The organism is Serinibacter salmoneus (genome assembly GCF_002563925.1).
In the GTDB taxonomy this organism is placed as follows: Bacteria; Actinomycetota; Actinomycetes; order Actinomycetales; family Beutenbergiaceae; genus Serinibacter; species Serinibacter salmoneus.
The window spans coordinates 531,117-543,991 of sequence record NZ_PDJD01000001.1 but is presented as its reverse complement, the minus strand read 5'-3'; the positions used below and the strand labels follow the sequence as shown (position 1 = coordinate 543,991).

12 protein-coding genes and 3 tRNA genes are annotated in these 12,875 nt (G+C 69.6%); 3 read left to right on the top strand and 12 right to left on the bottom strand.

Annotated elements, in window-relative coordinates:
• Window positions 1–26: 26 nt before the first annotated feature.
• From ATL40_RS02255 to ATL40_RS02235, 5 genes are all read right to left on the bottom strand, one after another.
• Window positions 27–473 (bottom strand): MaoC/PaaZ C-terminal domain-containing protein, encoded by a 447-nt coding sequence (locus ATL40_RS02255; protein ID WP_211283045.1) that lies wholly within the window; start codon window positions 471–473, stop codon window positions 27–29.
• Complete coding sequence (locus ATL40_RS02250; protein ID WP_098468119.1) at window positions 470–919, bottom strand: FAS1-like dehydratase domain-containing protein; 450 nt, start codon at window positions 917–919, stop codon at window positions 470–472. Before ATL40_RS02250 ends, ATL40_RS02255 begins: the two co-directional genes overlap by 4 nt.
• 6 nt (window positions 920–925) lie before the next feature.
• Window positions 926–1,096, bottom strand: coding sequence for a 50S ribosomal protein L33 (gene rpmG, locus ATL40_RS02245; protein ID WP_098468118.1), 171 nt, complete (start codon window positions 1,094–1,096; stop codon window positions 926–928).
• 95 nt (window positions 1,097–1,191) lie between these two features.
• Window positions 1,192–1,268: transfer RNA gene (locus tag ATL40_RS02240), tRNA-Met, on the bottom strand.
• A 37-nt stretch (window positions 1,269–1,305) separates the two neighbouring features.
• Window positions 1,306–1,378, bottom strand: a tRNA-Thr gene (locus ATL40_RS02235).
• Window positions 1,379–1,460: 82 nt separating this feature from the next.
• Here ATL40_RS02235 and rarD point away from each other — a divergent pair.
• The 3 genes from rarD (at window position 1,461) to ATL40_RS02220 (ending at window position 3,494) form a co-directional block, all read left to right on the top strand.
• Window positions 1,461–2,501 (top strand): EamA family transporter RarD, encoded by a 1,041-nt coding sequence (rarD, locus tag ATL40_RS02230; protein ID WP_245866615.1) that lies wholly within the window; start codon window positions 1,461–1,463, stop codon window positions 2,499–2,501.
• 73 nt (window positions 2,502–2,574) lie between these two features.
• A tRNA-Tyr gene (locus ATL40_RS02225) sits at window positions 2,575–2,656 on the top strand.
• Window positions 2,657–2,996: 340 nt separating this feature from the next.
• Window positions 2,997–3,494, top strand: a complete 498-nt coding sequence (locus tag ATL40_RS02220; protein WP_098468117.1) for a YajQ family cyclic di-GMP-binding protein — start codon at window positions 2,997–2,999, stop codon at window positions 3,492–3,494.
• A gap of 69 nt (window positions 3,495–3,563) precedes the next feature.
• Here ATL40_RS02220 and ATL40_RS02215 read toward each other — a convergent pair whose 3' ends face one another.
• The 7 genes from ATL40_RS02215 to nuoL form a co-directional block, all read right to left on the bottom strand.
• Complete coding sequence (locus ATL40_RS02215) at window positions 3,564–4,226, bottom strand: hypothetical protein (protein ID WP_098468116.1); 663 nt, start codon at window positions 4,224–4,226, stop codon at window positions 3,564–3,566.
• 162 nt (window positions 4,227–4,388) lie between these two features.
• A complete protein-coding gene (gene htpX / locus ATL40_RS02210; RefSeq protein ID WP_098468115.1) occupies window positions 4,389–5,285 on the bottom strand; it encodes a zinc metalloprotease HtpX in 897 nt (298 codons plus the stop codon).
• A 65-nt stretch (window positions 5,286–5,350) separates the two neighbouring features.
• Complete coding sequence (locus ATL40_RS02205) at window positions 5,351–6,733, bottom strand: FAD-dependent oxidoreductase (RefSeq protein WP_098470219.1); 1,383 nt, start codon at window positions 6,731–6,733, stop codon at window positions 5,351–5,353.
• A gap of 100 nt (window positions 6,734–6,833) precedes the next feature.
• Entirely contained in the window at window positions 6,834–7,856 is a 1,023-nt protein-coding gene (locus ATL40_RS02200) for a polyprenyl synthetase family protein (RefSeq protein WP_098468114.1), read from the bottom strand.
• Window positions 7,853–9,424, bottom strand: a complete 1,572-nt coding sequence (gene nuoN, locus ATL40_RS02195) for an NADH-quinone oxidoreductase subunit NuoN (RefSeq protein ID WP_098468113.1) — start codon at window positions 9,422–9,424, stop codon at window positions 7,853–7,855. Before nuoN ends, ATL40_RS02200 begins: the two co-directional genes overlap by 4 nt.
• Window positions 9,421–10,935, bottom strand: a complete 1,515-nt coding sequence (locus tag ATL40_RS02190; RefSeq protein ID WP_098468112.1) for an NADH-quinone oxidoreductase subunit M — start codon at window positions 10,933–10,935, stop codon at window positions 9,421–9,423. Before ATL40_RS02190 ends, nuoN begins: the two co-directional genes overlap by 4 nt.
• 11 nt (window positions 10,936–10,946) lie before the next feature.
• Window positions 10,947–12,869, bottom strand: coding sequence for an NADH-quinone oxidoreductase subunit L (gene nuoL / locus ATL40_RS02185; protein WP_098468111.1), 1,923 nt, complete (start codon window positions 12,867–12,869; stop codon window positions 10,947–10,949).
• Between the last annotated feature and the right edge of the window lie 6 nt (window positions 12,870–12,875).

Genomic DNA, 12,875 nt, shown 5'->3' with positions numbered 1-12,875 from the left:
GCGGCTCCTGCCGCGCGGGCGGAAGGTCAGGCGCGGGAGACGAACACCTGGGCCTTGGCGAGCACCGTCACGCCAGCAGCCTGCGCCCGCAGGTCGATGCGCACGCAGGGCACGCCGTCGACGTCCGCATCCAGGGCGCCCACGGTCCCGGTGACCGTGAGTTCGACCTCGCCCGTGGCGGGCACGGGGATCGGCCGGGAGAAGCGGGTGCCGTAGCGCCGCACGCGCGCGGCGCCGCCGGGCGCGAGGGATTCCAGCCAGTCGGTGAGTACGGAACCGGCCAGGCCCATGGTGAGCATCCCGTGGGCGATGACACCGGGTAGGCCCACCGAGGTGGCCACCGTGTCGTTGTAGTGGATCGGGTTGAAATCGCCGCTCGCGGCCGCGTAGCGCACGAGCCGGTCCCGCGAGAGGGCCACGGTGCGGGTGAAGACCTCAGCGCCCTGCTCCAGGTGGTCCAGGATGCCGGTCATTCCTGCGCTCCTCGGATCGCCAGGGTGGAACCGACGGTCGCGACGGCTGCGCCGTCCGCATCGGTGATCTCCGTGCGGGTGGTGACCATCGTGAGGCCGCGGCGCTCCACGATGTCGTCCACGTGCACGGCGGCGCCCAGCGCCTGGCCGGCCACGATCGGGCGGTGGTGGGCGAAGGACTCCTCCGCGTGCACCACCCGGGAGAAGTCGATGCCCGAGGCCGGGTCGGCCACGTACTGGGCCTCGGCCTCCTGCGCGATCACGACCGCGAAGGTCACCGGAGCGAGCAGGTCCGGATAGCCCGCAGCCCGGGCCGCCGCGAGATCGCGGTGGACCGGGCTGGTGGCACCCACCACGTCAGCGAACTGCTGGACGTGACGGCGTGAGACCTCGAAGGCGGGCGTGCCGGTGAAGACCGACCCGATCCGCGAGGAGTCGACTGCCACGTGGGCTCAGCGGGTCTCGCGGTGCGCCGTGGAGGTGTTGCAGCGCGCGCAGTACTTCTTCAGCTCGAGACGGTCGGGGTTGTTCCGACGGTTCTTCTTGGTGATGTAGTTCCGCTCCTTGCACTCCGAGCAGGCGAGAGTGATCTTCGGGCGGATGTCAGAGGTCTTGCTGGCCACGGCCGTGTCCTTTTCGTCGCGTTGCTGCCCGGGCTCACCGCTCGCCGGTGCAGCGGCCGACGCGCGGGACGAAGTGCACCCCGGCGGGGCACACGTGGTAGCGGGAGCGGGGCTCGAACCCGCGACCTCACGATTATGAGTCGTGCGCTCTGACCAGCTGAGCTACCCCGCCACGGTCCTGACCACCGCGAGTGCGGTGGCACGACCAGAGCCCCGAAAGGGAATCGAACCCTTGACCTTCTCCTTACCATGGAGACGCTCTGCCGACTGAGCTATCGGGGCAGCCATGCGAGAGTACACAACTTCTGGCCAGACGCGAAATCGGCTCCACGTGGGCCTCGCCACGCCGCTCTAGGCTGAGCACGTGGCCGCTCCCCTCCCCAGCCGCTGGGGCCTTCCCGCCGGCATCTCGGCGTACCTGCTGTGGGGCCTGATGCCCCTGTACATCGCGGCCCTCGCGCCCGCCGGCGCGCTGGAGGTGGTGGGCCACCGCGTGGTGTGGAGCCTGCTGCTGTGCGTGCTGCTGCTGGCCGTGATGCGCTCCTTCTCCCAGGTGCGAGCCGTGCTGCGCAGCCCCCGTCTGATGCGGCTGCTCATCGCCGCCGCCTTCCTGGTCGGGACGAACTGGACGGTGTACGTGATCGCCGTCTCCACCGGCCGTACCGCGGATGCGGCACTGGGGTACTTCATCAACCCGATCGTGACCTCCCTGCTCGCGGTCCTGCTGCTGCGCGAACGGCTGGTCCCGGCCCAGTGGATCGGGCTCGCGTTGACGGCGCTCGCCGTGCTCGTGATCGGTGTGGGATACGGCACATTCCCGTGGATCGCCCTCACGCTCGCGGGAACGTTCGGACTGTACGGGTTGATGAAGAACCGGGTGGGCGCCGATGTCGCCGCGCTGCCCGGGTTGACCGTGGAGACGATGGTGCTCACGCCCCTGGCCCTGGGGTATCTGGTGTTCCTCGCGGTGACCGGACAGGGCGCCTTCGGCGGCCCCGGCCAGAGCACCGGGCCCGGGTGGTACGCCGTGCTGCTGATGCTGTCCGGACCCGTGACGGCGGTCCCCCTCCTGCTGTTCGCCAGCGCCGCTCGTCATCTCCCCCTGGCGACGGTGGGGACCCTGCAGTACATGACGCCGATCATCCAGCTCACCCTGGCGGTGGTGGTGCTCGGCGAGGAGATGCCCGTGGCCCGCTGGGTCGGGTTCGGCCTGGTCTGGGTGGCACTGGTGCTCATCACGATCGACGGCGCCCGCCGGGTGCGCGCCGAGCGCGCGCTGCGCCGCGCCGAGCGCGCCCTGCACCGCGCCGCCCGCGTCGCGGGTGCGGGCGCGGGCGCGGGTGCGGGCGCGGGCGCCGCGGTCGGTCCTTCGGGCACCCCGGCGGGTGGCGCGCCGGGCGCATGAGGCGACCTGCGCCGTCGTGGATTTCGCATCTCGGGCTCTCGGGGGCTATGATCGACCGGCCCGCGAGGGCACTGGCAGGTTGCCCGAGCGGCCAAAGGGAGCTGACTGTAAATCAGCCGCGGAATGCTTCGGGGGTTCGAATCCCTCACCTGCCACGCCAGGCCCGGACCGCAAGGTCCGGGCCTTCTGCGTTCCCCCACCCCCGCCGACCAGGCCCTTAGGCAGCCCGCCAGCGCGCGAACCCTGCGCAACCACACCCTCGGCGAGGTGGGTGGTGCGCAACCACACCCTCGGCACACCACACCCCCGCCGACCGTGCCCTTAGGCAGCCCGCCAGCGCGCGAACCCTGCGCAACCACACCCTCGGCGAGGTGGGTGGTGCGCAACCACACGCTCGGCGCGCACGGGGGCCGCCTGAGCGCGAGGACGACTACCGTGGGTGGCCACAACCCATCGCGCAGCACGCGTGACCAGCCCAGCCCAAGGAGGCACGAGATGGCCGACTCCTCGTTCGACGTCGTCAGCAAGGTCGACCGCCAGGAGGTCGACAACGCCCTGAACCAGGCCGCCAAGGAGGTGTCCCAGCGCTACGACTTCCGCGGTGTGGACGCCTCGATCGCCTGGAGCGGGGAGAGCATCCTCATCCAGGCGAACTCCGCCGAGCGCGTCACCGCGGCACTGGACGTGCTGGAGACCAAACTCGTGAAGCGGGGCGTGTCCCTGAAGTCGATCGACTTCGGCGAGGACAAGGAGCCCACGCTCTCCGGGAAGCTCTATCGGCTCGCGGGCTCCCTGCGGGAGGGCCTGGGCTCGGAGAACGCCAAGAAGGTCGGCAAGCTCATCCGCGACGAGGGCCCCAAGGGCGTCAAGGCGCAGATCCAGGGAGATGAGGTCCGGGTCAGCAGCAAGAGCCGTGACGACCTGCAGGCCGTGCAGCAACTCCTGCGGGGCGCCGACCTCGACTTCGCGGTCCAGTTCGTCAACTACCGCTGAAACCCTGACCGCAGACACGACGACGCCCGGGAACCGAGGTTCCCGGGCGTCGCGTGGTTCGTCAGCAGGTCAGGCGGCGGCCTTCTCGGTCGCGGCCACCTTGCCGGCGTGACGCAGACCGAACACCCCGAGGATGGCCAGGGCGACGGCGCCGACGAAGCAGACGACCGCGGCGATACCGGCGATGGAGCCGATGGTGGCGAACGCGTACCCGTACAGCAGCAGCCCGCGCAGCGTGTTACCCGTGAAGAGCGTGTCCATCCGGAAGTCGGAGACGGCCTGGGTGGCTTCGGCCTTCACGTCGTCGGACAGGGACTCGTCGGCCTCGATCGCGCTGGAGACGGTTCCGGCGCTGGAGTAGGTGAGCGGGAGCTCCCAGGCGGAGGTGTCCACGCCCATCTCGGACACGGTGGCCTCGAGGCCGTAGGAACCGGCGTTCATGTGGGCCTGGATGTAGTGGTCGGCGTAGGCGCGGGCCGCGGGGCCGGTCACCATCTCCTTGCCGGCGAACGGGTACAGCGCGTCGGCGTCCTCCTGGCTGAGGCGGCCGCTCTCGAGCTGGGCGTCGATGGCCTCGGAGGTGGGCATCGTGATGTCCTGCGCGGAGAGCTGGCTGTTGACCTGGTCACCGACGAAGACGGAGGCCCAGGTCAGCAGGCCACCGGCGACGAGGAGGACGGCGGCCATGCCGAGGCCGGTCCAGGAAATGAGCTTGTCGAATGCGGAACGCATGAGGTGGTTCTCTTTCTAGAATGGGGGCCGGAGTGTCAGTGGTGGATTGCTCAACCACTGACGTCCACGCTATTGGCCGCATCCGCCCACCGCCTGGGCCATGGGTCCCAGACGGATAACTTTTGGGTCACGGTGTCGTGACCTGCCGCACACCGAGGGTCGCTACCGGACGCCGGCCTGGGACTCCAGTCGCGCAATGCGGTCGGCCATCGGAGGGTGCGTGGCGAACATCCGGCTCATGCCACCGCCGCGGAAGGGGTTGGCGATCATGAGATGGGAGACGTTCTCCGTCTGCTGACTCGCTCGCATCGGCGCGGCGGACACCCCTGCCTCGATCGCCCGCAAGGCGGACGCGAGGCCGAGCGGGTCACCCGTGAGGCGAGCACCGTCCTCGTCGGCGTCGTACTCCCGGGTACGGGAGATCGCGAGTTGGATCATGGAGGCCGCGAACGGGGCGAGCAGGGCTGCCAGCAGCATCCCGATCATCGCGATCGGATTGCCCTGGCGGTCCCGGCCACCGCCCCCGAAGAACAGCATGAACTGCGCCACCGAGGTGATGACGCCCGCCACGGCCGCGGCAACGGATGAGGTCAGGATGTCCCGGTTGTACACGTGCATCAGTTCGTGGCCCAACACCCCGCGCAGTTCGCGCTCGTTCAGCAGCCGCATGATCCCCACCGTGCAGCACACGGCAGCGTTGCGTGGGTTGCGGCCCGTCGCGAACGCATTCGGGGTCTCGGTGGGCGCCACGTACAGGCGCGGCATCGGCTGCCCGGCCCGGGCGGAGAGCTCCTCCACGATCCGGTAGAGCGTGGGCGCCTGCTCCCGCGTGACGGGCTGCGCGCGCATGGACCGGATCGCGATCTTGTCGGAGTTCCAGTAACTGTAGGCGGTCGAGAGCAATCCGATACCGGCGAAGACCCAGATGAACGCGGAGTTGCCGGTGCCCCCTGCCAGGAGCGCGCCGAGCACAAGGAGCACCGCCCAGAGCGCACCGAACAGCAGCGCGGTCTTGGCAGCGTTGTGGTGGGAGTGGCCGGGTGCGAAGGGGGTGGTCACCCTGCCATTGTGCGGCAGGAATGCTGGGAGTCCCCTGGAGGCGGGCGGTCCGTGGGCAGACGGCGCTACTCGCCGGCGCCCACCGGGGCGCCGGCGCGGGAGATCGCCACCATCTCCTCGCGGGGAACCACCTTGATGCGCTCGCGACCCTCGGCCTCACCGAGCGCCCTCTCGTGCGCCTCGAGCAGTTCCCAGCCCTGCCAGGTCGTCACCTCGACGCCGCGCTCCGCCAGGAGGGCGAGCACGTCGGCATCGTCCTCGGAGCCTTCGACCACCGGGCGCAGACCGATTCCCTCACGCAGGTCGGCGACCAGGTGGCTCACCGTCTCCCGCGCATCGGACTTGGTGGAGCCGATGAGCCCGACCGGGCCGCGCTTGATCCAGCCGGTGGCGTACATCCCGGGGATCGGCGACCCGTCGGCGCCCAGCACCCGCCCACCATCGTTGGGAATGACACCGCGCGTCTGGTCGAAGGGAACATCGGGCAGCGGTGAGCCGAAGTAGCCCACGGCCCGGTAGAGCGCCTGGACCGGCGTGGTGACCATCTCACCGGTGCCCGTGACCGACCCGTCGCCCACGAGGACCGTGCGCTCGGTGACGAGTCCCGCCACGTGACCGGCACCGTCGGAGACGACCTCCACCGGACGGTGCAGGAAGTGCAGGTGCAGCCGGCGGGAGGCGGTGGACTCCGCCGGGTCGTTCAGCGCCCAGTCGGTGAGGGTGGTGACCACCTGGCGGACCTGATTCGACTCCTCCATCGCCGCCTGGGAGCCCTCGTCGAAGTCGAAGTCCTCGGGGTAGACCACCACGTCCACGTCCGGGACGTGGCCCAGCTCTCGCAGCTCCAGCGGCGTGAACTTGGCCTGTGCGGGCCCGCGCCGGGCGAAGACGTGCACATCGGTCACCGGGGAGGCCGCCAGACCCTGCGCCACGTTCGCCGGGATCTCGGTGGACGCGAGGTCCTTCGGGTGCTTGGCCAACATCCGCGCCACGTCCAGCGCCACGTTCCCCGCGCCGATCACCGCGATCTCCCGTGCCTCCAACGGCCACGTCCGCGGGTAGTCCGGGTGGCCGTCGAACCAGGAAACGAAGTCGGCGGCACCGAAGGAGCCGGTCAGGTCGATACCGGGGATGTCCAGCGCCGCGTCATGGATCGCCCCGGTGGCGAAGATCACGGCGTCGTAGTGCGCCGCCAGGTCCGCCTGCGTCAGGTCGGTGCCGATATCGACGTTGCCCAGCAGGCGGATGTCACCGCGGGCGAGCACTTTGTTGAGCGCGGACACGATCCCCTTGATGCGCGGGTGGTCGGGTGCGACGCCATAGCGCACGAGACCGTAGGGTGCCGGGAGACGGTCGAACAGATCGATCGCGATCCCCGGGATCTCGCGGGAGAGGATGTCGGAGGCGTAGATGCCGGCGGGACCGGCTCCGACAACGGCGACACGCAGACTCAAACGGAACTCCTAGCAGACGGGCATCGGGCGACTGACCACGGGTGGAGTCTACGCGCCGCAGGCAAGGTAACCCTCACCTGGGCCGGCCGAGAGGTCAGGCCATTCGCTCCACGACGAGGTCCGCGAACTCCTTCATCGCGTCCTTCGTGGCGGATTCGGGCAGCACGTCCAGTTGCGCGACCGCGTCACGCGACCACTGCCGCGCCATCTCGCGGGCCTCCTCCATGACAGGGTGTGCGGACAACCGCGCCACCACGTCCGCCAGCACCGCGGGCTGCGCCAGATCGCCGGACTCGCCATCCAGGGCAGCCAGGATGGCCACGCCCTCGGCGTCCCCTGCATCCGCGCCGCTCGCCGCGATACGGCGCCGCAGGAGCAGGACCGGCATCGTGGGAACACCCTCGCGCAGATCGGTGCCGGGCGTCTTCCCGAGCACCTCGGCGGAGGAGGTCAGATCGAGCACATCGTCGGCCAACTGGAAGGCGACGCCCACCCGCTCGCCGTACTCCACCACGGCCCGCAGCGCGTCCCCGGTCACGCCAGCGAACAGCGCGCCGTAGTGCGCGGAGGCGGCGATCAGCGATCCCGTCTTCCCGGCGAGCACACCGATGTGGTGCTCCACCGGGTCGGTCTCGCCCTGCGGCCCGATCGTCTCGTGCAGCTGCCCCACGCACAGCCGCTCGAACGTCTCCGCCTGGATCCGCACCGCCACCGGGCCCAACCCCGCCACGGTCTGGGAGGCACGGGCGAACAGCAGGTCACCGGCCAGGATCGCGACCGAGTTCCCCCACACGTGGTGGGCGCTCGGGGCGCCGCGCCGAGTGCTCGCGGAGTCCATGACGTCGTCGTGGTACAGCGAGGCCAGGTGAGTGAGCTCGACCCCGACCGCGGCCTCGAGGACCTCCTCGGATGTGCCGGTGCCGAGCTGGGCGGCCAGCAGCGCCAGCGCCGGGCGCATGCGCTTGCCGCCCGCGCTCAGCAGGTGGCTGGAGGGCGCATCGTCCAGGACGCTGGTCCGGCTGACCGCCACGGCCAGCCGCCTCTCGATCTCCGCCAGTCCCTCGACCAGGATGTCCTCGAGACCCGGGTCGTGCAGCGGCAGGGGTGTGGTGCTCACACCACGAACATAACTGCCCGGGAGAGCAGATCGAGAACCGGCGCCGGGAACACACCGAGAATCAGCGTCAGCGCGGCGCACACCGCCACCGTGGTGGTGGTGAGCGCCGAGGGCGCCACGACCGTGGCCCCGGGCATCTCCGACTCCTCCGGCTGGGTGAAGAACATCAGCACGATCACCCGCACGTAGAAGAACGCGGCTGCCGCGGAGGCGAGCACGGCGACGAGCACGAGCGGCCAGGCTCCGCCGTCCGCAGCCGCGCTGAACGCCTCGAACTTCCCGATGAAGCCCGCGGTGAGCGGGATCCCCGCGAAGGAGAGGAGGAACAGCCCCATGGCGGAGGCCAGCATCGGGTGCCGACGCCCCAGACCCGCCCACTGCGACAGGTGGGTGGCCTCACCACGCACGCTGCCGGTCTCGTCCTGCTCCCGGACCACGGTGATGACCGCGAACGAACCGACTGTCGCCACCCCGTACGCGAGCAGGTAGAACAACAGTGCTGTGGGGCCCTGCGCCGAGAGCCCCACGAGGGCCACGAGCGCGAAGCCGGCGTGAGCGATCGAGGAGTAGGCCAGGGTGCGCTTGATGTCCGTCTGGACGATCGCGAGCACGGTGCCGAACACCATCGAGAGGATCGCCACGCCCCACAGCAGCGGCGCGAGGTCCCACCCGAGACCAGGTGCGGCCACGTACAGCACGCGGGCGATGGCGGCGAAGGCTGCAGCCTTGGTGGCGGCGGCCATGAAGCCGGTGACCGGGGTGGGTGCGCCCTGGTAGACGTCGGGCACCCACGCGTGGAAGGGCACCGCGCCCACCTTGAACAGCAGGCCGACCAGGAGCAGCACGAAGCCGACAACGGCCATACCCTCCATGCCGGCCGTAGCGCTGGCCGCGGTGGCGAGGTCGCCGTAGATCAGCGAACCGGAGTAGCCGTACAGCAGCGCGATGCCGAACAGGAAGATCGCCGAGGAGAACGCCCCGAGCAGGAAGTACTTCAGCGCAGCTTCCTGGGAGAGCAGTCGACGACGGCGTGCCAGGGCACTGAGCACATACAGCGGCAGGGAGAGCACCTCGAGAGCCACGAACAGCACGAGCAGGTCGTTGGCCATCGGGAACACGAGCATCCCGGTCAGGCTGAACAGCAGCAGCGGGAACACCTCGGTCTGCTGCAGCCCGGCGCGGTTGGCGGCCTCCTCGTAGTCCGACCCGGGAGGCGCGGCGCCCTGCGGCGCGAACGCCTCCTCACCACCCACGCGGGCCGCCACGACGGCGAAGCCCACCAGTGCGATGACGAGGATCACGAGCTGGGCGGCCAGGGCCGGACCGTCCTCGGCGAGCTGGCCGGCGGCGATCACCGACTCCCCGGTGCCCACCACGACCACCCAGCGCCACACCACGAGCAGCAGTGCCACCACCGTGGTCAGGAAGGTCAGAGCGACCTGGATGTCCCGGCGGATGCCGGCTGGTACGAAGACCGCGACGAACACCGCGATCACGCCGCCGAGTGCGGTGGCGATCACCGGGGCGAGTGCACCCCAATCGATGTCGGGGGCGACGAAGGTGGTCACTGGGCGCCTCCCATCACGAGCACCTGCGAGATCGGCGTCAGCACGTCCAGCACCGGACCCGGCACGAAGCCCAGGACCAGCATGGCGGCGACGATCGGAATGAGGGCCCAGCGTTCCCGCGCGAGCAGGTCACGCAGCCCACCGGAGGAGACCTCGGCCACCCGGTCCGGCGGCGGGGGTCCGGTGAACACCCGCTGGTAGACCAGCAGGAAGTAGAGCGCGGCCAGCACGACGGCCAGCGTGGCCACGACCGCGGCGGGGATCGAGACCTGGAAGGAGCCCATCAGCACGAGGTACTCCCCCACGAACCCGGACAGGCCCGGCAGGGCCACGCTCGCGAGACCGGATACCAGGAACAGGCCCGCCAGCACCGGGGTCACCCGCTGCCAACCGCCGTAGGCGTCGATGCGCCGCGAGCCGCCCCGCTCAGCGAGGAAGCCCGCGAGCAGGAACATCCCGGCGATCGAGAGTCCGTGAGCGAGCATGTAGAACATCGCCCCGGTCATGGCGACCTCGGACCCGATGAAGATGCCGAGCACGATGAAACCGAAGTGCGAGACGGACGTGAACGCGGTGAAGCGCATCAGGTCCTGCTGCCCCATCGCCACCAACGCGCCGTAGAGAATCGAGATCAACGCCAGCACCACGATGACACCCGCGGCGTCGGCGGCGGCCTGCGGGAAGAGCGGCAGGCACAGCGCGATCATGCCGAAGGTACCGACCTTGTCCAGCACACCCACCAGCAGGGTGGAGGTCCCCGGTGTGGCGGCGGCGGTGGCATCCGGCAACCAGGTGTGTACCGGCCACATCGGCGCCTTCACCGCGAAGGCCACGAAGAACGCCACGAACAGCCACATCTGCAGCGTCGGATCGGTGATCGAGCCGGCGAGGTTGTCCAGCAGGAAGCCCTGCTCACCACGGGGCCCGTTGAGGTAGGTCACCACCACACCGAGCAGCATCACCAGCCCGCCCGCGAGGGAGTAGACCAGGAACTTCACGGCCGCCTGGCGCCGGTTCGTGCCCCCGAACATCCCGATCAGGAAGTACACCGGGAGCAGCATGACCTCGAAGACCACGTAGAACAGGAACAGGTCCCGCGCGGCGAACACCGCGACCATGAGCCCCGCGAGCATGAGCACGAGGGACACGAACGTGGCCTGGCGCCGGTCGCTGAGGTCACCGTCGTCGGGGACGGCGTTCCAGTCGGCCGCGATGACGATCGGCACCAGCGCGGTGGCGAGCAGCACCATCACCAGCCCGAGACCGTTGAGCCCGACGGCGTAGCTCACCCCGATCTGTGGGATCCACGCCGCCAGCTCGGTGAACTGGTGGCTCGAGGCATCGGCGATGTCGAAGGACGCCGCCATGATGACGGCCACGGCGAGCACGACCAGGGAGACCGTCAGTCCGATGGCGCGTGCGTGCTTGTGCAGGACCGGCAGCACCCACAGGGCGATGGCGGTCAGCACCGGGACAGCAATGAGGACCGTGATCCACGGGAACTCGCTCACGTCTCCTCCGCTCACATTCTCACGAGGTGCAGGACGATGCCGGCGACGACGACGCCGGCCAGGATCAGGGCGGCGTAGCTGCGCACGTAGCCGTTCTGCAGCTTGCGCCAGGACCTGCCCAGGGAAACGGTGCCGCGCGCCAAGCCGTTGACGGAGCCGTCCACCACGGCGGTGTCGGCGTACACCAGGGTTCTGGTCAGGTGCTGACCTGGTCGCATCGTGAGGGCCTCGTTCACATCGTCGGCGTAGAAGTCGCGGCGGGCCGCGCGGGTGAGCACGGAACCGTGCGGGGGCGTGAGCGGTACGGGGTTCATCCCGTACTGGCGCCAGGCCAGCAGGATCCCGAGCGCCACCAGGGTCAGGGTGGTGGTCATGATGAGCCACAACGGCATGACCGGTTCGGCGTGATGCAGCTCGGACTCCCCGACCACCGGCGCGAGCCAGTGCTCGATCGCGGAGTCCCAGGCGAGCAGCATCCCGAGGAAGGTCGCTCCGAGCGCGAGCACGATCATCGGGATCGTCATGACCAACGGGGATTCGTGCGGGTGGCGCACCGGCCGCGGGTCGTCCGGTCCGAGCTTCTCGGCGGAGTCCACCCAGCGCTCCTTGCCGAAGAAGGTCATGAAGAACATGCGGGACATGTAGAACGCGGTGATCCCGGCGCCGATCAGCGCTGCGCCGCCCAGCACCCAGGGCTGCCAGCCGGAGCCCACGAACGCGGCCTCGATGATCTTGTCCTTGGAGTAGAACCCGGAGAAGGGTGGCACGCCCATGATGGCGAGCCAACAGGCCGCGAACGTGAGCCAGGTGATCATCATGACCTTGCGCAGGCCACCGTAGTGGCGCATGTCGGTGGAGTCGTCGTTCGCGTGCATCAGCGATCCCGCACCGAGGAAGAGCCCGGCCTTGAAGAAGCCGTGCGTGACCAGGTGGAAGATCGCGAACGCGTACCCGATCGGTCCGAGGCCGGCGCCGAGCACCATGTAGCCGATCTGGGACATCGTCGAACCGGCGAGGGACTTCTTGATGTCGTCCTTCGCGCAGGCGATGAAGGCACCGAGCAGAAGCGTGAAGGCACCGATCACGGCCACCACCAGCCGGGCGTCCGGCGCCGCGGAGAAGATCGCGTCCGAGCGCACGATGATGTACACCCCGGCGGTGACCATGGTCGCCGCGTGGATCAGCGCGGAGACCGGTGTCGGGCCCGCCATCGCGTCACCGAGCCACGCCTGCAGTGGGAACTGTGCGGACTTACCCACCGCCCCGAGCAGTAACAGGAGTCCCATGGCGGTCAGGACACCCGCGGAGAGGCCGGGCACCGCGGCGTCGACGTCGGCGAAGCTCACCGAGCCGACGTTCGCGGCCATGAGCCCCATCGCGATGATGAGGCCCATGTCCCCCACGCGGTTCATCACGAACGCCTTCTTGGCCGCGACCGCGTTCTCGGTGTGCTGGTTCCAGAAGCCGATCAGCAGGTAGGACGCCAGGCCGACGCCCTCCCAGCCGAGGAACAGCCCGGCATAGGAGTTGGCGAGGACCAGCGTGAGCATCGCGGCGACGAACAGGTTCAAGTAGGCGAAGAAGCGCCGCTTGTCCGCGTCGTGCTGCATGTAGCCGAGCGAGTAGACGTGGATCAGCGTGCCGACGAATGTGATGAGCATCACGAACGTGAGCGAGAGCGGGTCGATCCGCATCCCGAGGTCCACGGAGAAGTCCCCGGCCGGCAGCCAGCTGTACAGCGTGACGTCGTGGATGCGGTTCTCCGCCTCCTCGCCCAGCACGGTGAACAGGGTCAACAGCCCGACCACGAAGGAAGCGGTGCTCGCGGCGATGGCGAGGTAGGGCCCCCAGGCGTCGCTGCGACGCCCGAGCAGCAGCAGGACGGCGGCGCTGAGCGCCGGAATGGCGACGAGCAGCCAGCTCGCGTCGATCATCGTGGT

What these genes read in the sequence shown, in the direction of transcription:
- ATL40_RS02255 (WP_211283045.1), bottom strand. Translation starts at nt 473, where the DNA reads ATGACCGGCATCCTGGACCACCTGGAGCAGGGCGCTGAGGTCTTCACC.
- ATL40_RS02220 (WP_098468117.1), top strand. Translation starts at nt 2,997, where the DNA reads ATGGCCGACTCCTCGTTCGACGTCGTCAGCAAGGTCGACCGCCAGGAG.
- ATL40_RS02215 (WP_098468116.1), bottom strand. Translation starts at nt 4,226, where the DNA reads ATGCGTTCCGCATTCGACAAGCTCATTTCCTGGACCGGCCTCGGCATG.
- nuoL (WP_098468111.1), bottom strand. Translation starts at nt 12,869, where the DNA reads ATGATCGACGCGAGCTGGCTGCTCGTCGCCATTCCGGCGCTCAGCGCC.